The 21,906-nt window shown below is 48.7% G+C and carries 20 protein-coding genes; 6 read left to right on the top strand and 14 right to left on the bottom strand.

The genetic code is table 11. The features are described from left to right. Both selD and ACK8NJ_RS10400 read right to left on the bottom strand, forming a co-directional pair. Positions 1 to 1,044, bottom strand: a complete 1,044-nt coding sequence (gene selD / locus ACK8NJ_RS10405; protein ID WP_001298241.1) for a selenide, water dikinase SelD — start codon at positions 1,042 to 1,044, stop codon at positions 1 to 3. A 116-nt stretch (positions 1,045 to 1,160) separates the two neighbouring features. After that, positions 1,161 to 1,712 carry an NAD(P)H nitroreductase gene (locus ACK8NJ_RS10400; RefSeq protein ID WP_034173448.1) on the bottom strand — a complete coding sequence of 184 codons (552 nt, stop codon included), beginning with the start codon at positions 1,710 to 1,712 and terminating at the stop codon, positions 1,161 to 1,163. Between the two features lie 160 nt (positions 1,713 to 1,872). On the opposite strand from ACK8NJ_RS10400, the gene sppA reads away from it, so the two are divergent. From sppA to pncA, 3 genes are all read left to right on the top strand, one after another. Next, positions 1,873 to 3,729 (top strand): signal peptide peptidase SppA, encoded by a 1,857-nt coding sequence (gene sppA / locus ACK8NJ_RS10395; RefSeq protein WP_112835178.1) that lies wholly within the window; start codon positions 1,873 to 1,875, stop codon positions 3,727 to 3,729. 166 nt (positions 3,730 to 3,895) lie between these two features. Then, positions 3,896 to 4,912, top strand: coding sequence for an asparaginase (gene ansA, locus ACK8NJ_RS10390; protein ID WP_001170162.1), 1,017 nt, complete (start codon positions 3,896 to 3,898; stop codon positions 4,910 to 4,912). Positions 4,913 to 4,922: 10 nt separating this feature from the next. Next, entirely contained in the window at positions 4,923 to 5,564 is a 642-nt protein-coding gene (gene pncA, locus ACK8NJ_RS10385) for a bifunctional nicotinamidase/pyrazinamidase (protein WP_034173449.1), read from the top strand. 92 nt (positions 5,565 to 5,656) lie between these two features. Here pncA and ACK8NJ_RS10380 read toward each other — a convergent pair whose 3' ends face one another. The 10 genes from ACK8NJ_RS10380 to msrB all read right to left on the bottom strand — a co-directional run bounded on the left by ACK8NJ_RS10380 (position 5,657) and on the right by msrB (position 15,466). Continuing rightward, positions 5,657 to 7,015, bottom strand: coding sequence for an MFS transporter (locus ACK8NJ_RS10380; protein WP_000438816.1), 1,359 nt, complete (start codon positions 7,013 to 7,015; stop codon positions 5,657 to 5,659). A gap of 117 nt (positions 7,016 to 7,132) precedes the next feature. Then, positions 7,133 to 7,891, bottom strand: a complete 759-nt coding sequence (locus ACK8NJ_RS10375) for a DeoR/GlpR family DNA-binding transcription regulator (RefSeq protein ID WP_000719088.1) — start codon at positions 7,889 to 7,891, stop codon at positions 7,133 to 7,135. Positions 7,892 to 8,027: 136 nt separating this feature from the next. After that, positions 8,028 to 9,008, bottom strand: a complete 981-nt coding sequence (gene ydjG, locus ACK8NJ_RS10370) for an NADH-dependent methylglyoxal reductase (protein ID WP_000723728.1) — start codon at positions 9,006 to 9,008, stop codon at positions 8,028 to 8,030. A 9-nt stretch (positions 9,009 to 9,017) separates the two neighbouring features. Next, positions 9,018 to 9,965 carry a sugar kinase gene (locus tag ACK8NJ_RS10365; protein WP_001559234.1) on the bottom strand — a complete coding sequence of 316 codons (948 nt, stop codon included), beginning with the start codon at positions 9,963 to 9,965 and terminating at the stop codon, positions 9,018 to 9,020. Positions 9,966 to 9,969: 4 nt separating this feature from the next. Continuing rightward, positions 9,970 to 10,806, bottom strand: a complete 837-nt coding sequence (locus ACK8NJ_RS10360; protein ID WP_000878882.1) for a ketose-bisphosphate aldolase — start codon at positions 10,804 to 10,806, stop codon at positions 9,970 to 9,972. Between the two features lie 20 nt (positions 10,807 to 10,826). Then, on the bottom strand, positions 10,827 to 11,870 hold the full coding sequence (locus ACK8NJ_RS10355) for an NAD(P)-dependent alcohol dehydrogenase (RefSeq protein ID WP_021564428.1): 1,044 nt from the start codon (positions 11,868 to 11,870) through the stop codon (positions 10,827 to 10,829). Between the two features lie 16 nt (positions 11,871 to 11,886). Beyond that, positions 11,887 to 13,266: an MFS transporter gene (locus ACK8NJ_RS10350; RefSeq protein ID WP_001559236.1), complete on the bottom strand. Its 1,380-nt coding sequence runs from the start codon at positions 13,264 to 13,266 to the stop codon at positions 11,887 to 11,889. A gap of 26 nt (positions 13,267 to 13,292) precedes the next feature. Next, positions 13,293 to 14,369, bottom strand: coding sequence for a zinc-binding dehydrogenase (locus tag ACK8NJ_RS10345; RefSeq protein WP_411962416.1), 1,077 nt, complete (start codon positions 14,367 to 14,369; stop codon positions 13,293 to 13,295). A gap of 369 nt (positions 14,370 to 14,738) precedes the next feature. Continuing rightward, positions 14,739 to 15,011, bottom strand: a complete 273-nt coding sequence (locus ACK8NJ_RS10340; protein ID WP_001046790.1) for a YeaC family protein — start codon at positions 15,009 to 15,011, stop codon at positions 14,739 to 14,741. A 41-nt stretch (positions 15,012 to 15,052) separates the two neighbouring features. Then, a complete protein-coding gene (gene msrB, locus ACK8NJ_RS10335; RefSeq protein ID WP_001284618.1) occupies positions 15,053 to 15,466 on the bottom strand; it encodes a peptide-methionine (R)-S-oxide reductase MsrB in 414 nt (137 codons plus the stop codon). A 341-nt stretch (positions 15,467 to 15,807) separates the two neighbouring features. Between msrB and gapA the strand changes: the two genes are divergently transcribed. Continuing rightward, a complete protein-coding gene (gene gapA / locus ACK8NJ_RS10330) occupies positions 15,808 to 16,803 on the top strand; it encodes a glyceraldehyde-3-phosphate dehydrogenase (RefSeq protein ID WP_000153502.1) in 996 nt (331 codons plus the stop codon). A gap of 83 nt (positions 16,804 to 16,886) precedes the next feature. Next, positions 16,887 to 17,771, top strand: a complete 885-nt coding sequence (locus ACK8NJ_RS10325) for a D-hexose-6-phosphate mutarotase (RefSeq protein WP_001520671.1) — start codon at positions 16,887 to 16,889, stop codon at positions 17,769 to 17,771. A gap of 50 nt (positions 17,772 to 17,821) precedes the next feature. Here ACK8NJ_RS10325 and yeaE read toward each other — a convergent pair whose 3' ends face one another. Together yeaE and mipA are read right to left on the bottom strand one after the other, a co-directional pair. After that, entirely contained in the window at positions 17,822 to 18,676 is an 855-nt protein-coding gene (yeaE, locus tag ACK8NJ_RS10320; RefSeq protein WP_407235743.1) for a methylglyoxal reductase YeaE, read from the bottom strand. Positions 18,677 to 18,765: 89 nt separating this feature from the next. Beyond that, positions 18,766 to 19,512 (bottom strand): scaffolding protein MipA, encoded by a 747-nt coding sequence (gene mipA, locus ACK8NJ_RS10315; protein WP_000163771.1) that lies wholly within the window; start codon positions 19,510 to 19,512, stop codon positions 18,766 to 18,768. A gap of 435 nt (positions 19,513 to 19,947) precedes the next feature. Here mipA and yeaG point away from each other — a divergent pair, with 435 nt between their 5' ends. After that, positions 19,948 to 21,882, top strand: a complete 1,935-nt coding sequence (yeaG, locus tag ACK8NJ_RS10310) for a protein kinase YeaG (RefSeq protein WP_001019882.1) — start codon at positions 19,948 to 19,950, stop codon at positions 21,880 to 21,882. The last annotated feature ends 24 nt before the right edge of the window (positions 21,883 to 21,906 follow it).

The raw sequence follows: 21,906 nt of genomic DNA, 5'->3' as shown, positions 1-21,906 counted from the left end.
TTAACGGATCTCAACCATGGCACGACCGCCGCGCGCTGGCACCAGTTCGCCAATCGCCGTCAGTTCAATGCCAAACTCGGCGGCTGTAGCTTTAACCTCATTTTCTGCTTCCGGCATGACCGCCAGCAGCAGACCGCCAGAAGTTTGCGGATCGCACAGCAGATCGCGCACTTCACGCGGCATTTCACCCATCAGATGACCGTAGCTGGCAAAGTTACGTTCGGTGCCGCCAGGCACTGCGCCCAACTTAATGTACTCTTCAACCCCCGGCAATTTTGGGATCGCGTCATAGTCAACGCGCGCCTGCACACCTGCGCCCTGACACATTTCGCTCAAATGGCCCAGCAGACCAAAGCCCGTAACGTCGGTCATCGCTTTTACGCCTTCGATGTTGGCAAAGGACGCGCCTGCGATGTTCATCCGGCACATCACTTCCGTCGCCAGTCCCTGATGTTCTGGTTTCAGCAGTGATTTTTTCTCAGCCGTGGTAAGAACGCCGATCCCCAGCGGTTTCGTCAGGAACAGTTTGCATCCGGCTTGTGCGGTACTGTTTTTCTTCACCCGCTCGGTCGGTACGATCCCCGTTACCGCCAGACCAAAAATCGGCTCCGGCGCATCGATGGAGTGACCGCCAGCCAGCGCAATACCCGCCTGACGGCATGCATAGCGTCCACCTTCGGTTACTTCGCGGGCAATTTCCGGGGAAAGTTTGTTAATCGGCCAGCCGAGGATCGCAATCGCCATAATCGGTTTGCCCCCCATCGCGAAGATATCGCTGATGGCGTTAGTCGCCGCAATGCGGCCAAAATCGAAAGGATTATCAACGATCGGCATGAAGAAGTCGGTGGTACTGATAACGCTGGTGCCATTGCCCAGATCGTACACCGCCGCATCGTCGCGGGTTTCATTACCCACAAGCAAATTCGGATCAACAAACTTCGCCTGCTCACTGTGCAGGATAGTTTCCAACACTTTTGGGGAAATTTTACAGCCGCAACCAGCTCCGTGGCTGTATTGGGTCAAACGAATCGAGTTCTCGCTCATGGACATCTCCTGTCAATGCAATCCGGGTATGGTAACCCTCATTCCGTGAAGTGATAAGTGAGAGTGTCTGAATTCCTGCGCCTTTGCTCACAATCCAGACAGTTTCGCGACAATTATCAGAAATAAGTGACAAACGGCGTCGGGTCCGGGACGTTTATCGACGTAGATGCTTTCAGTTGTGGCGTGCCGAGGTAGAGAAAACCGACAATTTTATCCTGCTCACGGCAACCGAATGCTTCACGCACTACCGGACTTTCAGTTAATGCGCCACTGCGCCAGATGCCGCCAAACCCCTGGGCAACGGCTGCCATTTGCATCGCCATGACCGCGCATCCCGCAGACATTTCCTGTTCCCAGCGCGGGACTTTATGATTTTCTTCGCATTTCGCCACCACCGTTATGATGAGCGGTGCGCGGAACGGCGCATTACGCGCTTTGTCGATGGCTTTGTCATCACTACCGGTAGCAATCGCCCCCTGTTCCAATAATGCGCTGAAACGCTCGCGTCCTTCCCCTTCAATCACAAAAAAATGCCACGGTTGCATGGACTTATGGTCCGGCGCACGCATACCCGCACGCAGGATGTTTTGCAGTTGTTCACCCGTTGGTGCGGGTTCAGCCAGGCGGGAGGCGCTACGGCGATTGATCAATAGTTCGAGTGCATCCATTTGATTAACTCCTGTCGTGATAATTATTCACAAAATTAACACGAGAGTGAATTTTGTTACAGCCCAGTCCGCAATTCCTGCTGACAAGTGCCGGTTGGGTCATTACGATAACCACATCTATTGCGCCTGAAACAGGTGTGACCTTAAGTTGGGAGAATACATGCGAACCCTTTGGCGATTTATTGCCGGATTTTTTAAATGGACGTGGCGTCTGCTGAATTTCGTCCGTGAAATGGTACTTAACCTGTTCTTTATTTTTCTCGTACTGGTTGGTGTGGGGATTTGGATGCAGGTCAGTGGTGGTGATTCGAAAGAAACGGCCAGTCGTGGCGCACTGCTGCTGGACATTTCTGGTGTGATCGTCGATAAACCCGACAGTTCTCAGCGGTTTAGTAAATTAAGCCGCCAACTGCTTGGTGCCAGTTCCGATCGTCTGCAGGAAAACTCACTGTTTGATATCGTCAATACCATTCGCCAGGCGAAGGATGACCGCAATATCACCGGTATCGTGATGGATCTGAAAAACTTCGCAGGCGGCGACCAGCCGTCTATGCAGTACATCGGCAAAGCCCTGAAAGAGTTTCGTGACAGCGGGAAACCGGTTTATGCCGTTGGCGAGAACTACAGCCAGGGGCAATATTATCTCGCCAGTTTCGCCAATAAAATTTGGCTGTCTCCGCAAGGTGTGGTTGATCTGCACGGCTTTGCCACCAACGGTCTGTACTACAAATCGTTACTGGATAAGCTGAAAGTTTCCACCCATGTGTTCCGCGTGGGTACGTATAAATCTGCCGTTGAACCGTTTATTCGTGATGATATGTCGCCGGCAGCTCGCGAAGCTGACAGCCGCTGGATTGGTGAGCTGTGGCAAAACTATCTGAATACTGTTGCCGCTAACCGGCAGATCCCTGCTCAGCAGGTATTCCCTGGCGCGCAAGGGTTGCTTGAGGGTTTAACCAAAACCGGTGGCGATACCGCGAAATATGCGCTGGAAAACAAGCTGGTCGATGCACTGGCATCAAGTGCCGAAATCGAAAAAGCGCTGACCAAAGAGTTCGGCTGGAGTAAGACTGATAAAAATTATCGCGCCATCAGTTATTACGATTACGCATTGAAAACGCCGGCAGATACCGGTGACAGCATCGGTGTCGTCTTCGCGAATGGCGCAATTATGGATGGCGAGGAAACTCAGGGGAATGTTGGCGGTGATACCACTGCGGCACAAATCCGCGACGCTCGCCTTGACCCGAAAGTGAAAGCGATTGTTCTGCGTGTTAATAGCCCAGGCGGCAGCGTTACCGCGTCCGAAGTGATTCGCGCTGAACTGGCTGCCGCCAGAGCAGCGGGTAAACCTGTGGTTGTGTCGATGGGCGGTATGGCGGCATCTGGTGGTTACTGGATTTCCACGCCAGCTAATTACATTGTGGCTAACCCCAGCACCCTGACCGGTTCTATCGGTATCTTCGGCGTGATCACTACCGTAGAAAATAGTCTGGATTCGATTGGTGTTCATACCGATGGCGTCTCAACTTCACCGCTGGCAGATATTTCCATCACCAAGGCACTGCCGCCGGAAGCGCAGCAGATGATGCAGTTAAGCATTGAGAATGGCTATAAACGCTTTATCACGCTGGTTGCTGATGCGCGTCATTCGACGCCGGAGCAGATTGATAAAATCGCCCAGGGCCACGTCTGGACCGGTCAGGATGCAAAAGCTAACGGGCTGGTCGATAGTCTCGGTGATTTCGATGATGCGGTCGCCAAAGCAGCAGAGCTGGCAAAAGTGAAACAGTGGCATCTGGAATACTACGTTGATGAACCGACCTTCTTCGACAAAGTGATGGACAACATGTCTGGTTCTGTCCGGGCAATGTTGCCAGATGCGTTCCAGGCCATGTTACCTGCACCGCTGGCCTCGGTAGCCTCTACCGTTAAAAGTGAAAGCGACAAGCTGGCCGCGTTTAACGACCCACAAAACCGTTATGCGTTTTGCCTGACCTGCGCCAACGTGCGTTAAGCCTTGTACTAAGTGGCCGACAGATCGTCGGCCACATTACTTTTTACGTCGACGAATCCTCTTCCCGCTGTCTCGCCCCATATTTCCTTATCCGCATAGTATCAGGTGCGCTCCCCCTGCCTCACGTATATACTTTTGCTCTTTCGATATCATTCATATCAATATCATGCAAAAGAAATCAATTTACGTCGCCTACACGGGCGGGACCATCGGGATGCAGCGTTCCGAGCAGGGTTATATTCCGGTGTCAGGTCATCTACAACGCCAACTGGCGCTGATGCCGGAATTCCATCGCCCGGAGATGCCAGATTTCACCATTCATGAATATACGCCGCTGATGGATTCTTCAGATATGACGCCAGAAGACTGGCAGCATATTGCTGAAGATATTAAAGCGCATTATGACGACTATGATGGTTTTGTCATTCTGCACGGCACCGACACGATGGCGTATACCGCCTCTGCGCTGTCGTTCATGCTCGAGAATCTCGGTAAACCGGTTATTGTGACAGGGTCACAAATCCCGCTAGCTGAGTTACGCTCTGACGGACAAATTAATCTGCTGAATGCGTTGTACGTTGCGGCGAATTATCCGATCAACGAAGTAACACTCTTTTTTAATAACCGACTTTATCGCGGTAACCGCACTACCAAAGCCCATGCCGATGGTTTTGATGCGTTTGCCTCTCCAAACCTTCCTCCGTTACTGGAAGCAGGTATCCATATTCGTCGTTTGAATACGCCACCCGCCCCGCACGGTGAAGGGGAATTGATCGTTCATCCAATCACGCCACAACCAATTGGCGTAGTGACGATTTATCCGGGGATTTCTGCTGATGTCGTGCGCAATTTTCTGCGCCAACCGGTGAAAGCATTGATTCTGCGCTCATATGGCGTGGGTAATGCGCCACAAAACAAAGCCTTCCTGCAGGAATTACAAGAAGCCAGCGATCGCGGTATTGTGGTGGTCAACCTGACACAATGTATGTCCGGTAAAGTGAACATGGGTGGTTATGCCACTGGTAACGCCCTCGCCCATGCCGGCGTTATTGGCGGTGCAGATATGACTGTAGAAGCCACGCTAACCAAACTGCATTACCTGCTTAGCCAGGAACTGGATACCGAAACCATTCGCAAGGCCATGAGCCAAAACCTGCGCGGCGAACTGACGCCGGATGATTAAGGAGACTGCAATGCCCCCTCGCGCCCTGTTACTGGTCGATTTACAAAATGATTTCTGTGCTGGTGGCGCGCTCGCCGTGCCGGAAGGTGACAGTACGGTGGATGTCGCTAACCGCCTGATTGACTGGTGCCAGTCGCGCGGTGAAGCGGTTATCGCCAGTCAAGACTGGCACCCGGCGAATCACGGCAGTTTTGCCAGTCAGCACGGTGTAGAGCCTTATACGCCAGGCCAACTCGACGGTTTGCCACAAACCTTCTGGCCAGATCACTGTGTGCAGAACAGTGAAGGCGCACAATTACATCCGTTACTGAACCAAAAAGCGATCGCAGCGGTGTTCCATAAAGGCGAAAATCCTTTAGTTGACAGTTACAGTGCCTTTTTTGATAACGGCCGTCGGCAGAAAACCTCGCTTGATGACTGGTTACGCGATCATGAAATCGATGAATTGATCGTTATGGGCCTGGCTACTGACTATTGCGTGAAGTTTACCGTGCTGGACGCGTTACAGTTAGGTTATAAGGTAAACGTGATTACCGATGGCTGTCGTGGGGTGAATATCCAGCCACAGGACAGTGCGCACGCGTTTATGGAGATGTCAGCAGCTGGGGCAACGCTATATACGCTGGCAGATTGGGAAGAGACGCAGGAGTAATTTTATGCTGGCCTACAATTCTGTACTGTCATTGTAGGCCAGATAAAACACGTCAGTGGTACATCTGGCAATTGACGCCATCAACGAAAGATTTAATTCACCTCAGAAATCTCTTCCAGCGACACCTTCCGCGTTTCGATGCCAAAAATGGAGAGAACCAGCGCACAGAGCACTAACATCACGCCAAGCACTATAAACACCGTGATTGACCCATAATGCGTTAATAGTGCCGCAACGCCATAAGGCGTGAAGACCGCGACGATCCGTCCGACGGCATTAACGAAACCCGAACCGCGCAGGCGTAAATGCGTTGGCCAAAGCTCCGGGATATAGACCGCCGACGCGAAGCAAACATACATGTATAAAAAGAAGATCATCACCAGGCCATAGATTAAAATCGCCCACTCTGTAGTCTGAATTGAATAGATATAGCCTAACACGGCAATTATAATAAGCAAGGCGGAGCCAAATAATCGACGAGGAAAATGATCAATAATTAATGCCGCAATAAATATTCCTACCGGAGCGCCAATCATAATAACAGCAGTCATTAATATTGATTTATCGACATCAATGCCGGAGTTAACAAATATGGTCGGTATCCATACGGTGATGGTATAAAGTGAAATGTTCATTGCAATTAAAACAGTAATCGCGACTAATGTACGTCGTAACATTTCCCCTTTAAACAGCAGCCAGAAAGTACCATTGATTATGTTAGCCTTGCTGTTGCTCTGATTCAAAGTAAGCGGGGGTAAACGAACACTCTTCTCTCTTTCAATTTGCTGCTCTACTTCACGAAGTTGGCTTTCTGCACCTGCGATTTGCCCTTTCCCCGCCAACCATCGAGGCGACTCAATAAAGTATTTACCTGAGAGAAACCAGGCTAACAGTATGCCAATACCACCCAGCAGAAACATTATCCGCCAACTAAAAAAAGCGATAACCACCACGCCTATCGCCGCAGACAGCATGGGCGACCAGTTACCGACAAATGACAGCCGCGCGGACCATTTTCCACGCACCGTCGCGGGGATAAACTCCGTAAACGAAGCATAGCCAACCATAATCAGCGCCCCCATTCCTGTGCCCATCAGGAAGCGAAAGAAAATGAGCCAGTACATATCAGGGACAAAAGCGGCCCCTGTTGCCGCAATACCGACGATGAGAAGATTTATGCGGAAAGCCCTGCGCCGCCCAAAATAATCACCGATGAACCCACCGGTAAGAGAGCCGATGAAATAACCAAACATTAATGCCGAGGTAAAGGCGGCATTGAGGAAATTATTTGACCATCCATTGCTTACCAGCTTTGCTAAAACAACATTGCCTGAATAACTCAAAAAACCCGTTAATAACAGACTAAAGCTTATAATACCAAATATACGATAATGAAACCGGGCCAAAGGCAAGCGGTCCAGTCTTGCGCCAATTTGATCATATTGTTCCATTAGGTGCCTCGGATTTGCTAAAAAGGTAGCAATTGCGGCAAATTCACTTGCCGCATCTTTATCATCATTTTATTTTCCAGGCGCAGGAACAAATAATATTGACGACGTGTGCTTAAATTACCACACCAGCTGGATATTATTGTCTTTGCAAAATGCTATCCACTCTGCACCCGGTGATTTATCAGTTATTATGTAATTAATATGACTAAAGTCAGCTAACTGGACAAAAGCTTTGCGATCAAACTTAGAGTGATCAACCAATAACGCAACCTCTGTCGCCTGACGGATCATTGTCTTTTTGATTTCAGCTTCCGCTTCGTTAGAGTCCAGCGCGCCGCTGTTAATATCTAGACCTTTACAACTCATTACCATGATATCGACATGGTAGCGGCTGATGATCTCTTTAGTAATTCTTCCTTGCAGGGAAAGTGTATTTTTGTTTAGTTCCCCACCCGTTGAAACGACTTTAATTTCTGACTGAGCCAGAACATGAATCGCTTCCGCCGAGTTGGTTAGCAACGTCAGGTCACTACGGTCCTGTAATAATTTGAGCAATTCCATTACGGTACTACTGGAATCGGCTGCCATGGTGGTTTTATTGTCGATAAAGGGTAGTGCCTTGCGTGCAATAAGCTGCTTCTCTTCATAAAACGATGAAGCGCGCTTATAAAAATGGATATTCTCCGTCAACATCGCTGTATTTAAAACAGCACCACCATAGGTTCTGGTCAAAAAGCCTTCATCTTCCAGCTTCTCAAGATCGCGGCGAATGGTTTCTTCGGTTACCTGAAAAATCCCACTCAAATTTGAGACTGTCACCTTTTTATCGTTGGCAACCATTTGCTTAATTGCCTGAATCCTGTCTTTTGCCGCCACGATTACACCCCTGTATCTTTTTACATCACATTAGCGCGATTATCGCATAACCGATGTTTACTTTCAAAATAACCTGTTTGAATCACAGATTTTCATCACAGTTTTCACAGAAACAGAGGTGAATCGTGTTGAGTATTTAACGCTCCAGGGCCTCTGCCATTTCCCTCATCAATGTTGCGTCTGCATCCGATAAGCTGATATTCAATGCCGCGACATTTTCGCGTACCTGTTCCGGTGCAGTAGCCCCACTAAGAATGGAGATTAAATCACTCTGTTTTAAAATCCACGCCAGTGCCAGAGTGGGAATTGTGCACTGATAACGAGCACAGAGTGGCTGCCACTGTTCAAGCATATCAATCACTTTCAGCATGTTTTCACGCTGGAACCAGACTTTATTTGCCCGAGCGCCGCCCGGAACGTAATCACGAGTGATGGTACCGGTCAACAATCCCTGCTCTAACGGGGAATAAACCTGTACCACAATGCCATTATCACGACATAGCGGCAGCAGTTCGCTTTCCATTGCCCGGTCGAGGATACTGTATTTCGCCTGAATAATATCCAGTTCACCATATTGCAGATACTCGCGGATATGGTCAGCATCGACGTTAGCAGCGCCTATAGCGCGAATTTTCCCTTCGGCCTTTAACTCATTGAGCACTGCGACAGTTTCAGCGATCGGCGTAAAAAATGGCGGCACCGACTGCCAGTGCGTCATGTAGATATCGATGTAATCAATACCCAGACGTTGCAAGCTGGCTTCTACCTCTTCGCGGATAGATTCCGGGGAAAGGTTTTTATACAACTGCCGATCGCCAACTTTGTTGAATAAACTTCCTTTTCGTTCCCAGACAATGCCGCATTTGGTTTCTACTACAACCTGTTCACGGGGCAGTTTTTTTAACGCCTGACCGACGATAACTTCACTATTGCCAAAGTTATATCCTGGCGCAGTATCAATCAGGTTAATGCCGCAACGATGGGCTTCAAGAATCGTATCAATACATATTTGTCGATCGAGATCGCCATTCCATGCAGGACCACCGCCAATGGCCCATGTCCCCAACCCCATTCGCGAAAGCGTTATATCCGTTGTGCCTAAAGGTATCTTTTTCATTTGCCTTCATTATCCTTCGTATTCTTCCAGCAATTGTTCGACCAGCTTTCTGTTTTTTACACCGGTGGTGGCACCGACGCTTAAAACCGAAATAGCCGCCGTTGCATTGGCAAAGCGTGCGCATTCACGCAGATTTTTGCCTTCTAACAGAGCCGCGATAAAGCCAGAAGCAAAGTTATCGCCTGCGCCAATAGTGTCGATGGCGGTTATTCCTGCGACCGCCGGCACCTTCATCGTCATGTCACCACGCTTGATAAAGCAGCCGTCTTTACCCGTTTTAATCACCACCGTTTTTACGCCGCACGCAAGAAAGCAGTCAGCAATTTCATCCAGTGTCTCTTTCCCGGTGAGTAATTTTGCTTCGGCAAAATTAGGAAACAGATAATCGACATAACTCAATGCTTCGCAAATATCATCCAGCGTTTCATTCAACCGCGGTTTGATCATATCGGCACAGATAATCATCTGCCGGGCTTGAGCTTGCGTAAAAATTTCTGTTAGCGCTTTACCATCCAATAGAGGACTGTTGAAAATACTGGCCAGAGATAATAATTTCGCCTGAGAAAACCGCGAAAAATCAACATCGTCAATATTCAATTTCCACAGACTGCCGTTACGGTTTGTGACAAACGTCCGCTCGCCATCCTCCGTCACCAGTCCAACGTTAATTGAGGTATCTATGCTGACGTCCTGCTTCAGGCTTTGAATATCAATATTCTCTTTGCGGCAATGGTCGAGAATAAATTGCCCGGCGGCATCTTTACCAATACGACTCATTAATGCTGTGCGATGGCCCAGACGAGAAATAATTGTTGCTTCATTTATTGCATCACCCCCGGTGGTCATTGCGATTCTTTCAAGAGGATAAGAATCCACATCAAAGATATTTTTACTGACCGGTTGCAATGGAATATCAACAATAGCGGCACCTATACAAATAACGTCGAGATTATCCATATCATTATTCCGCTTTGCCATCAGAACCGAACAGTTTAATTTTTTCCAATGCCCGTTCTTTTACAGCTTTACGTACTTCACGTTCTAAATGCAGGAAAGGCTGATCCTGGTTTTCTTTCACTGCTACCATTGCGGCCTGACAGAGCTCCGTATGAATGTTGATTTTCGCGATACCCAACGAAATTGCAGTTTTAATGTCGGCATCACTGATCCCCGATGCGCCGTGCAAAACCAGCGGAACAGAAACGGCATCGCGTACGCGTTTGACGACCTCAAAGTTCAATTGTGGCTCTGACGTATAAACCCCATGCTGGTTGCCGATGGCGACAGCCAATGAGTCACAGCCCGTACGTTCAACAAATTCAGCCGCCTGGTCAGGATCAGTATAGTGATAGCCCGCCAGCGCTTCTTCATAAACGGTTTCATTACCGACATGCCCTAATTCTGCCTCTACCGGAATACCCAGCGGATGGAAGAAATCAACAGCCTCTTTGGTTAAACGAATATTTTCTTCGAAATCAAATGCGGAAGCATCACGCATTAATGAATTCATACCATGAGTCCAGGCGTTATGAATAATTTCCATACTCCGACCATGATCCCAATGAGTTATTACCGGCACCGTTGCTTTTTTTGCCATTGATACCATCATGTGAGAGAAATCTTCAAATGAGGTGTTCCCGACAAAACCTGTACCAAAAGAAATAATAACCGGTGATTTCGCTTCTTCGGCTGCGTCGATAACGCCCATCAACATTTCCGCATTCCATACGTTAAAATGGGCAATTGCATAATGTTTATTTGTGGCATCGTTTTCCCAATATCTGATATCTGCGAGCATATTCTGTTCTCCCGTATTAGTTAATCGCTAATTTTAATAACGCCTTTTATAATGTCGTGTTTGTTGTTAACCGACTCTTCAAATGCCTGTTGTACATCCTGATAATCGTAAATATGTGTCACCATCGATTTCACATCGAATCGCCCTGAGGAAATAGCTTCAATCGTGACCGGATAACGATTGGCATAGCGGAATACTGTCTGGATAGTGACTTCGCGATTGATTTTGAGGAAATTGATTGCCGAATCGCCCGGTACAGTACCAACAATCATAATTTTACCGCCGCGCATTACCAGATAAGGTGCCTGTTTAACGGTGACCGCAGAACCCGCTGTTTCGAAAACAATATCTGCGCCCATTTCTTCGGTAAATTGCTGACAGCGTGCAATAGTGTCTTCTTTTGCGCCGTTAATAACCACTGTCGCGCCGAGCTGTTCCGCCATTGTCAGACGTTTTTCCAGTACATCAACGACGGCAATATCCGTAGCTCCCACGCATTTGCACGCTTGCAACGTCATCAAACCAATACAACCCGCTCCCAGAATAATTATCTTCTTACCCGGTTTAACATCTGCCAGCATCGCGGCATGCATCCCGACTGCGGCAGGCTCCACCAGCGCCCCTTCCATCGTGTCCATATTGTCGGGCAGTTTGTAAGTAAAGCTCTCCGGATGACACAGATAGTGCGTTAATGCGCCGCGGTAGTTAGGTTGTGTCGCCATAAAATCAACGTCCGGGCAGATGTTATATTTGCCTTCCAGACAGTAACGACAGTGACCGCAAGGAACGCCAGGTTCGATATTTACTCGATCCCCCGCTTTAAATTTGCGCACTCGGCTTCCCACAGCCACAACCGTCCCGGCGCATTCATGACCCAGGCCAATTTCTTGATTTGGGTCTTTAGGCGGAATAAACGGGCCTGATTCAAAACCATGTACATCTGAACCACAAATACCGACATATTCCACTTTAATCAAAACTTCATCTTCTTTAGGCACAGGTATTTCTGCTGAAATAATTTTCATTGTGCCCGGCACCTGCAATATTGCTTTTGAATTTTTCATTTTGAATCCACCAGTATTATTTATTGACTACTGCATCAATACTTAAACTTTCAACGGAGACACCTTTGGTTTCAATTCCAATGGTGGCGATAGCAATTGCGACAATAATTGAAACCGCCCCCAGAAGAATAAAGACTCCCGTTACGCCATAACTACTGAGCAGCACTGCAACGGCATAAGGTGCGGCAATACCACTGATTCGCCCTACTGCATTCGCCAGACCGGAGCCACGTAATTTGGCCTCTGTCGGCCAGATCTCAGGGACATACACTGCCGAGGCATAGCAAACGTACATATAGACGAAAGTAATCAGGAAGAAACCAATCAGCGTTATGAGCAACATACTGGTTTGCAGTGAATAGATATATCCGAGCACCGCAATCAGGATTAATAGCCCCACACCCATTGTTTTACGCGGAATTTTATCCATCACCAGCATGGCAATAAAAATACCAAATGGCGCGCCAAACATACTCATGGTATTTAAAACAATCGAGTCTTTTAAATTAATCCCCTGGGTCATGAATATCGTTGGCAACCAGTTAATTAGTGTGTACTGCACAACGTTCATGGCAATCAGCACACAAGAACCTAATATCACGCGTTTCAGTAATACTCCTGTCAGTAAGGCTGAATACGGCACCGCTTGTGGCGCTTTACCGTCATCAGCAATAACCACGGGCGGCAAAGGTTTACCCGTCTGGCGTATGACGCCTTCTTCTATACTCCGCATGACTTTCTCGGCTTCCTGATACCGTCCGCGCGATTCCAGCCAGCGCGGGGATTCAGGAAAGTAGCGCCAGGCCAGCGCCGTAGCGATAAGCGACAATATTGCAGGGATAAGCAGTTGTACCCGCCAGTTCCACTCAGCACTAATCAGCGGCGTGAGTCCCATCGCAATCAATGAACAGAGCGGATATGACCAGTTGCCAATAAAGGAAACCCGACTGGACCACGTTCCGCGATTTCTACCGGGCATATATTCGGTGAACCCAGCAAACAGCGTCACCAGTAAAGCTCCCAGCCCAACGCCCATCACAAAACGGCAGGCAATAAGGAAATCCATATTCGGTGAAAAAGCACCGACCATCATCGAGGCAATATGAATGGCCTCATAGAGGATGAACGCATTTCTGCGACCGGTTTTGTCACCGATGATGCCGCCAACCAGCGCACCGAGAAACATTCCGGCGGTCGTGATTGCTGAGAATGTGGCAGTGGTGGAATTATCTGTCCAGCCCAACTCTTTCAGCTGCGCGAGGATCAAGCCACCAACGGCATTACTCCAGCAGACAAGCAAGCCAAACGCGACGATAGCAAACATTGACGAATGCCAGCGGCAATCCGGTAAGCGATCCAGCCGTGCACCACAATGCGGTTTTGTTATCTGTTCCATGCGATAACGTTCCTTCAGGAGAGTAGTTATTCATCAAAGTCGTAAGTCATGATCACTTTGATTGCGGTTTTATCGACCATCGCTTCAAACCCTTCGCGCCATTGCGACAGGCCAATACGATGCGTGATCATCGGTTTGACTTTGATAGCGCCGCTGGCTAATAGCCGGAGAGCGTTACGCCATGAGGTGGAGTCATAGGCCATATGCCCAATGATGCTTTTGTTCCAGGCGGTAATGTCATTAATCGAGAAATCAAGAGGTTTGAAGCCCATTCCAACGCGTACCACTTCCCCGTTCGGACGGAGCATTTCGATGGCTTGTTTCAGTGCGATATTGGCACCGGAGCATTCAATCACCAGTCCCAGATTGTCTTTGCCACAAATTTGCTGGCAGCGCGCCACCACATCTTCGGTAGAACCATTTACTACAGCCGTCGCACCCAGTTCTTTTGCAACCGGAAAGCGGACCGCCACATCTTCTTGCAGACCAACGACGACGATATTTACCGCCCCCATAATCCGCGCCATTTGTACGGAGAACAGCCCGAGTGGGCCAGTGCCGATGACGACCACATCCTGACCAGGAAGGAATTTCGATTGCTGCGCGATGGATTTGTAGGCGTTACAGATAGGGTCAAGTACGGCTGCGTCCTCATAATCAACACCATCAGGGATTTCCCACAACGCATGACGATGAATTTTGAGAATTTCACCAGGAACCAGACAATATTTGGAAAAACCACCGCCCCAGGTATTGTTATCCAGACCAAGGTTTACTTTTTCTGTACAACACAGAAAATCACCTTGTTCACAGGCCGGACAAACGCCGCAGACGTGACCGCTGTTATCCGACACGACGCGTTGCCCCACTTTCCAGTCTTTGACTTTTTCACCAACCTGCGCAATACAACCTGCGAACTCATGGCCGCGGATAGAGTTAAACTCATCAGAACCGTTATCGACATTGTAGTGCTTCATGTCTGCGCCGCAGATTGCCGCGGCTTTAATTTCAATCACTACATCTTCCGGGCCACAAATGGGTTGTGGCACATCGATCATCTTGTAGCCGCCAAAGGCTTTGCCAAACCGAGCCAGTGCTTTCATTGCGTCATCCTCTGTGTTTTGTTTTGCTTAGATGGTCATCATACTTACCCACATGATTTTTGAGGTCAACATTAAATCTGCAAATCACAGATAATGATCTGCGTTTTACAACTCAGATCACAATTACGCAGAAAATGGCTGGATCTGTTACAGGTTGATGGAAGGCGGAACGCAAAATGAGCAAATTTGAGAGGGATTACCGGCCAAATAGGTCTGAGACTTAAGTTCAGGAGAAGTCATTCAGGCGTGAACGCGACTGCAAGAAACCGGGCTGGGACTTAGCCTGGTCGTGACGAGATAATTGAGATGAGTCGTGGGGTTATTGTTGGCTATCCCCTTTATAACCGCGGCAAAAAGGGGACAAACCACTTACTTAAACATGGCAATCGGCTTTGCTGAGATACCAAAATCTTCTTTTAACTGCTGTTTGCTCTTCATGACCATCTGACCATTTGTGTCAATTGTCATATGCTGTGCTTCGGTATTATGGCGGGCTTGCCACAGCATCACCAGTTGCAGGCAGTTCTCTTTTTGTTCCTCGGTCAACGCAACGCCATCAGGCCATTTCCCCAATTCAACGGCGGTCGACAAACGCTGGTATACCTCAGGCGTCATGCTGTTGATAATGTCATCAAGATTCATAATTTTTCCGCTCCTGTGGAATAAGTTGCTGAATCGTTTTTTCAACCGTTGATTTCTTCGCCGTTTTCGCCATCGGTAAAGCGTAAAGAGGCAGAGTTAACACAATAACGTTCGCCCGTTGGCTGCGGCCCGTCGGGGAAGACATGCCCCAGATGGGCATCACAGTTACCGCAACGAATTTCTATGCGCTGCATTCCATGTGACAAGTCTTTGATATAACGAATGGATTCTTCACTCACCGGTTCGTAGAAACTGGGCCAGCCACAGCCGGAATCATACTTGGTTTGGGAATGAAACAGCGGGGCATCGCAGATCAAACAGTGATATACGCCGTCACGCTTGTTATGCAGTAAACGACCCGTAAATGGCGGCTCTGTCCCATGATTCTGCGTCACGTAGAACTGCATCTCGGACAAATTTTTTTTCAGTTCTTCTGCCGAAGGTTTATTAGCCATTTGCTCACATCTCACATTAATCGTGCTCACATTACGTGACTGATTCTAACAAAACATTAACACCAACTGGCAAAAATTTGTCCTAAACTTGATCTCGACGAAATGGCTGCACCTAAATCGTGATGAAAATCACATTTTTATCGTAATTGCCCTTTAAAATTCGGGACGCCGACCCCATGTGGTCTCAAGCCCAAAGGAAGAGTGAGGCGAGTCAGTCGCGTAATGCTTAGGCACAGGATTGATTTGTCGCAATGATTGACACGATTCCGCTTGACGCTGCGTAAGGTTTTTGTAATTTTACAGGCAACCTTTTATTCACTAACAAATAGCTGGTGGAATATATGACTATCAAAGTAGGTATCAACGGTTTTGGCCGTATCGGTCGCATTGTTTTCCGTGCTGCTCAGAAACGTTCTGACATCGAGATCGTTGCAATCAACGACCTGTTAGACGCTGATTACATGGCATACATGCTGAAATATGACTCCACTCACGGCCGTTTCGACGGTACCGTTGAAGTGAAAGACGGTCATCTGATCGTTAACGGTAAAAAAATCCGTGTTACCGCTGAACGTGATCCGGCTAACCTGAAATGGGACGAAGTTGGTGTTGACGTTGTCGCTGAAGCAACTGGTCTGTTCCTGACTGACGAAACTGCTCGTAAACACATCACCGCTGGCGCGAAAAAAGTGGTTATGACTGGTCCGTCTAAAGACAACACTCCGATGTTCGTTAAAGGCGCTAACTTCGACAAATATGCTGGCCAGGACATCGTTTCCAACGCTTCCTGCACCACCAACTGCCTGGCTCCGCTGGCTAAAGTTATCAACGATAACTTCGGCATCATCGAAGGTCTGATGACCACCGTTCACGCTACTACCGCTACTCAGAAAACTGTTGATGGCCCGTCTCACAAAGACTGGCGCGGCGGCCGCGGCGCTTCCCAGAACATCATCCCGTCCTCTACCGGTGCTGCTAAAGCTGTAGGTAAAGTACTGCCAGAACTGAATGGCAAACTGACTGGTATGGCGTTCCGCGTTCCGACCCCGAACGTATCCGTAGTTGACCTGACCGTTCGTCTGGAAAAAGCTGCAACTTACGAGCAGATCAAAGCTGCCGTTAAAGCTGCTGCTGAAGGCGAAATGAAAGGCGTTCTGGGCTACACCGAAGATGACGTAGTATCTACCGATTTCAACGGCGAAGTTTGCACTTCCGTATTCGATGCTAAAGCTGGTATCGCTCTGAACGACAACTTCGTGAAACTGGTATCCTGGTACGACAACGAAACCGGTTACTCCAACAAAGTTCTGGACCTGATCGCTCACATCTCCAAATAAGTTGAGATGACACTGTGATCTAAAAAGAGCGACTTCGGTCGCTCTTTTTTTTACCTGATAAAATGAAGTTAAAGGACTGCGTCATGATTAAGAAAATTTTTGCCCTTCCGGTCATCGAACAAATCTCCCCTGTCCTCTCCCGTCGTAAACTGGATGAACTGGACCTCATTGTGGTCGATCATCCCCAGGTAAAAGCCTCTTTTGCATTACAGGGCGCACACCTTCTCTCGTGGAAACCTGCGGGCGAAGAAGAAGTTCTGTGGTTGAGCAATAACACACCGTTCAAAAATGGCGTCGCTATTCGCGGTGGCGTACCGGTTTGCTGGCCGTGGTTTGGTCCGGCTGCACAACAAGGTCTGCCTGCGCACGGTTTTGCCCGCAACCTGCCGTGGACGCTGAAATCACATCGTGAAGATGCTGATGGCGTAGCGCTGACTTTTGAATTGACACAAAGCGAAGAGACGAAAAAATTCTGGCCGCACGACTTTACGCTATTAGCGCATTTCCGCGTGGGTAAAGCCTGTGAAATCGATCTTGAAGCACACGGCGAATTTGAAACCACCTCTGCCCTGCATACCTACTTTAACGTGGGTGATATCACTAAGGTAAGCGTCAGTGGGCTGGGCGATCGCTTCATTGATAAAGTAAATGACGCGAAAGAAGATGTACTGACCGACGGTATTCAGACCTTCCCTGACCGTACCGATCGCGTGTATCTGAATCCGCAAGATTGCAGCGTGATTAATGACGAAGCGCTGAATCGTATTATCGCCGTAGGCCACCAGCATCATCTGAACGTCGTTGGCTGGAACCCAGGACCGGCGCTTTCAGTTAGCATGGGCGATATGCCGGACGATGGCTACAAAACCTTTGTTTGTGTAGAAACGGCTTACGCTTCAGAAACGCAAAAAGTGACCAAAGAAAAACCTGCACATCTGGCGCAATCCATTCGCGTTGCGAAACGTTAATTTGCGTTAATGTTGTGTGCCGGGTGCGTTGCATCCGGCACGTATCAACATCACACCATATCCAGCGCAGTTTTTCCTTTTGGTGCCGGATATGCCTTATCCAGCATAGCTAATTCCGCTGACGAAAGTTCAACCTCAAGCACAGCCGCATTTTGTTGGACATGGGCAATCGTGGCCGCTTTTGGAATCGCCATCACACCCTGATGACTGATCACCCACGCCAACAATACTTGTGCCGCGCTGATATTGTGAGCATGTGCAATTTCGTTGACTACTGCGTTTTTTAGCAGCCCATTGCGCAACCGCCCGGCCTGAGCTAACGGACTGTAAGCCATCACCGGTATCTGCTGTTGCTGGCACCAGGGGAGTAGATCGTACTCAATCCCTCGTGAACCGAGATGGTAAAGCACCTGATTAGTGGCACACTGATTTCCCCCCGGCAGCTGCCAGAGTTCCTGCATATCGGCATAATCAAGGTTAGAAACGCCCCAGCGGCGGATTTTTCCCTGGGCGATCAATTTTTCCATCGCTGCGACAGTCTCTTCAAAAGCGAAACTGCCAGACCAGTGTAATAAGTAGAGATCGAGATAATCAGTATTGAGACGGCGTAAACTGGCTTCGCATGCATTTATCGCTTTTTGCCCGCCAGCATTCCACGGATAGACTTTAGAGACGAGAAAGACGTTCTCACGCAGACCGATTAATGCTTCCCCAACCACTTTTTCGGCACCGCCATCGGCATACATTTCGGCGGTATCAATGAGGGTTAAACCGAGTTCAATGCCCGCGCGTAGTGCAGCAACTTCTGTTTTACGCTGACTGGCATCTTCGCCCATATACCATGTTCCCTGCCCTATGGCTGGCAGTGAGACATCGCCACTAAATTGAATCATTTTTTGTTGCATTGCTTCCTCCCAGGTATTGCACCACCGTAATGCAAAACAGGGCATGACGCCCTGTTTTTATGCACAAAATGCCCTGGAAAGATGCATTATCAGAATTTGTAGGTGATCCCGGTAGAAATCAGGCCAGTCCAGGATTTATCCACCATTGGGCTGTCAGTAACTTCATCAGACAGACGGGTGTAGCGCGCGGTACCGTAAACACTCCAGTCGCCGAGGAAGTTGTAGCTGGCGCTCAGCTCCAGGTAAGGGCTCCAGCTGTCGTTCGGGTTATAGCCACGCAGACCGCTGCGAGCGGACTCTTTGCGCGATACGCCATAATAGTATTCGTTCTGGTTTTCGCTGTTCCACTGCACACCAATACCCGGAGTCACGGTCAGGCCACCGTTGGTGTAACGATACAACCAGGCCATATCCCAGACGATGCCGTTGCTGTTATCCAGGGTATCGCCAGCCAGAGTGGTACGCAGGTAACCGTACTGGGTAAAGTGAGCATAAGACAGACCAGCCATCATGGTGCTCTTACGGTCATCCAGGTGACGCATTTGGTGATCGCCACTGTCTTTAGCTTTGAAGTAAAGCGGCGACCAGTAAGCGGTAATTGAAAGTTTGTCCGTTGCGTCATTCCACAGGTAGTAACCACCACCTAAGCCACGGAACCAGAAGTTATCGCCTTCATAGTTGATTACCGGTACTGGGTAAACATCGGTATCGTAATCTTTATATGGGTGTTCAACGACACCTACGCCTGCGCCCAGGGAAAATTTACCTTCAGCGTGCGCTACGCCTGCAGACGTTGCGATAAGCACTCCAAGTGCCAGAAGTTTGAGTTTGGTCACAATTAATCATTCCTTAAACAAATGTTTAGCGGGCGACAAAGTTTACCCGTCAATACATCGAAACCCAACCTTTTTACGTTTTCATTTTTTAAAGTAACTGTTTAATTTTCCTGACGCGGATGACACCGCGCTTACAGCCAAATGAATTTAGCGTTACTGGCGAGCCTGGTCTTTACATTAATTATGCAAAATTTATGGATGAGTTGTTGATATGCCATTGAAATTAAGAAAGCCGTGCAGGCAAGTTTTCCATTTGCCATCTACGCTTAATTTTGAAGGTGTATCACCGGGCACGTTGTTCTCATCGTCGATAAAATGGCATGAGAGTTGCTGTGTTTTAGCAAGAGACGTCGTTCAGTTTACCTCTTCCGGGAGCCTCTACTATTCATATGAACGGCTCTTAACCTGTGCTAAAAAACGAAAGGACGGCATACCATGAATATATTCGATCACTATCGCCAGCGATATGAAGCTGCCAAGGACGAAGAGTTCACACTGCAGGAGTTTCTTACCACTTGTCGGCAAGATCGCAGTGCTTATGCCAACGCGGCTGAGCGGCTATTGATGGCTATCGGTGAGCCTGTCATGGTCGATACAGCCCAGGAACCCAGACTTTCTCGACTCTTTTCTAACCGGGTCATTGCACGTTATCCGGCGTTTGAAGAGTTTTACGGCATGGAAGACGCGATTGAACAGATTGTCTCTTATCTGAAACACGCGGCTCAGGGGCTGGAAGAGAAGAAACAAATTCTGTATCTGCTGGGGCCTGTGGGTGGGGGTAAATCATCGCTTGCTGAGCGACTGAAATCATTAATGCAGCTCGTACCGATTTATGTATTGAGCGCCAACGGTGAGCGTAGCCCGGTCAACGATCATCCGTTCTGTCTTTTCAATCCGCAGGAAGATGCGCAGATTCTGGAAAAAGAGTATGGCATTCCTCGCCGCTATCTCGGCACCATCATGTCGCCGTGGGCGGCAAAACGCCTGCATGAATTTGGTGGCGATATCACTAAGTTCCGGGTAGTGAAGGTCTGGCCGTCAATTCTGCAACAAATTGCTATCGCCAAAACGGAACCCGGTGATGAGAACAACCAGGACATCTCCGCGCTGGTTGGGAAAGTCGATATTCGTAAACTCGAACACTACGCGCAGAATGACCCGGACGCCTACGGCTATTCCGGTGCGCTGTGCCGCGCCAATCAGGGGATCATGGAATTTGTCGAGATGTTTAAAGCACCGATAAAAGTGCTGCATCCGCTGTTAACCGCCACTCAGGAAGGTAACTACAACGGGACGGAAGGTATCTCCGCCCTGCCGTTCAACGGGATTATTCTCGCCCACTCGAACGAATCCGAATGGGTCACTTTCCGTAATAACAAAAACAACGAAGCCTTCCTCGATCGTGTTTACATCGTGAAGGTGCCGTATTGCTTGCGCATTTCCGAAGAGATCAAAATCTACGAGAAATTGCTTAATCACAGTGAATTGACTCACGCCCCCTGCGCCCCTGGCACGCTGGAAACGCTGTCACGTTTTTCCATTCTTTCGCGCCTTAAAGAACCAGAAAACTCCAGCATTTATTCAAAGATGCGGGTTTATGATGGCGAAAGTCTGAAAGACACCGATCCCAAAGCCAAGTCGTATCAGGAATATCGTGACTACGCCGGTGTCGATGAAGGGATGAACGGTCTGTCGACGCGTTTTGCGTTTAAGATCCTCTCCCGCGTGTTCAACTTCGATCATGTAGAAGTGGCGGCAAACCCGGTCCATCTGTTCTACGTCCTGGAACAGCAGATCGAGCGCGAGCAGTTCCCGCAAGAGCAGGCAGAACGCTATCTGGAGTTCCTGAAAGGTTATCTGATCCCGAAATATGCCGAGTTTATCGGCAAAGAGATCCAGACGGCCTACCTTGAATCCTATTCCGAATATGGGCAAAACATTTTCGACCGTTATGTTACCTACGCGGATTTCTGGATTCAGGATCAGGAGTATCGCGATCCGGATACCGGGCAGTTGTTTGACCGCGAGTCTCTTAACGCCGAGCTGGAGAAAATCGAGAAACCGGCGGGGATCAGTAATCCAAAAGATTTCCGCAACGAGATTGTTAACTTCGTACTGCGCGCCAGAGCGAATAACAGCGGACGCAATCCGAACTGGACCAGCTATGAAAAACTGCGCACGGTTATTGAGAAGAAAATGTTCTCCAATACCGAGGAGCTGTTGCCGGTTATTTCGTTTAACGCCAAAACGTCAACCGACGAGCAAAAGAAACACGACGATTTTGTCGACCGTATGATGGAAAAAGGCTACACCCGTAAACAGGTGCGTTTACTGTGCGAATGGTATTTGCGCGTACGTAAATCGTCTTAACAACCCTGGCCCGGTACACATGCT

This window comes from Escherichia sp. F1 (genome assembly GCF_046764225.1).
Taxonomy (GTDB): Bacteria; Pseudomonadota; Gammaproteobacteria; order Enterobacterales; family Enterobacteriaceae; genus Escherichia; species Escherichia coli.
The sequence above is the reverse complement of the archived record's forward strand: the minus strand, read 5'-3'. Positions and strand labels throughout refer to the sequence as shown.

Bases quoted from the DNA above. Each gene is read 5' to 3' on its own strand.
- ydjG (WP_000723728.1), bottom strand. From the start codon at position 9,008: ATGAAAAAGATACCTTTAGGCACAACGGATATAACGCTTTCGCGAATG.
- ACK8NJ_RS10350 (WP_001559236.1), bottom strand. From the start codon at position 13,266: ATGGAACAGATAACAAAACCGCATTGTGGTGCACGGCTGGATCGCTTA.
- ACK8NJ_RS10365 (WP_001559234.1), bottom strand. From the start codon at position 9,965: ATGGATAATCTCGACGTTATTTGTATAGGTGCCGCTATTGTTGATATT.
- sppA (WP_112835178.1), top strand. From the start codon at position 1,873: ATGCGAACCCTTTGGCGATTTATTGCCGGATTTTTTAAATGGACGTGG.
- ACK8NJ_RS10355 (WP_021564428.1), bottom strand. From the start codon at position 11,870: ATGAAAAATTCAAAAGCAATATTGCAGGTGCCGGGCACAATGAAAATT.
- yeaG (WP_001019882.1), top strand. From the start codon at position 19,948: ATGAATATATTCGATCACTATCGCCAGCGATATGAAGCTGCCAAGGAC.
- ACK8NJ_RS10400 (WP_034173448.1), bottom strand. From the start codon at position 1,712: ATGGATGCACTCGAACTATTGATCAATCGCCGTAGCGCCTCCCGCCTG.
- ACK8NJ_RS10325 (WP_001520671.1), top strand. From the start codon at position 16,887: ATGATTAAGAAAATTTTTGCCCTTCCGGTCATCGAACAAATCTCCCCT.
- msrB (WP_001284618.1), bottom strand. From the start codon at position 15,466: ATGGCTAATAAACCTTCGGCAGAAGAACTGAAAAAAAATTTGTCCGAG.
- ansA (WP_001170162.1), top strand. From the start codon at position 3,896: ATGCAAAAGAAATCAATTTACGTCGCCTACACGGGCGGGACCATCGGG.
- selD (WP_001298241.1), bottom strand. From the start codon at position 1,044: ATGAGCGAGAACTCGATTCGTTTGACCCAATACAGCCACGGAGCTGGT.
- ACK8NJ_RS10360 (WP_000878882.1), bottom strand. From the start codon at position 10,806: ATGCTCGCAGATATCAGATATTGGGAAAACGATGCCACAAATAAACAT.
- pncA (WP_034173449.1), top strand. From the start codon at position 4,923: ATGCCCCCTCGCGCCCTGTTACTGGTCGATTTACAAAATGATTTCTGT.
- yeaE (WP_407235743.1), bottom strand. From the start codon at position 18,676: ATGCAACAAAAAATGATTCAATTTAGTGGCGATGTCTCACTGCCAGCC.
- ACK8NJ_RS10340 (WP_001046790.1), bottom strand. From the start codon at position 15,011: ATGAATCTTGATGACATTATCAACAGCATGACGCCTGAGGTATACCAG.
- gapA (WP_000153502.1), top strand. From the start codon at position 15,808: ATGACTATCAAAGTAGGTATCAACGGTTTTGGCCGTATCGGTCGCATT.
- ACK8NJ_RS10345 (WP_411962416.1), bottom strand. From the start codon at position 14,369: ATGAAAGCACTGGCTCGGTTTGGCAAAGCCTTTGGCGGCTACAAGATG.
- ACK8NJ_RS10380 (WP_000438816.1), bottom strand. From the start codon at position 7,015: ATGGAACAATATGATCAAATTGGCGCAAGACTGGACCGCTTGCCTTTG.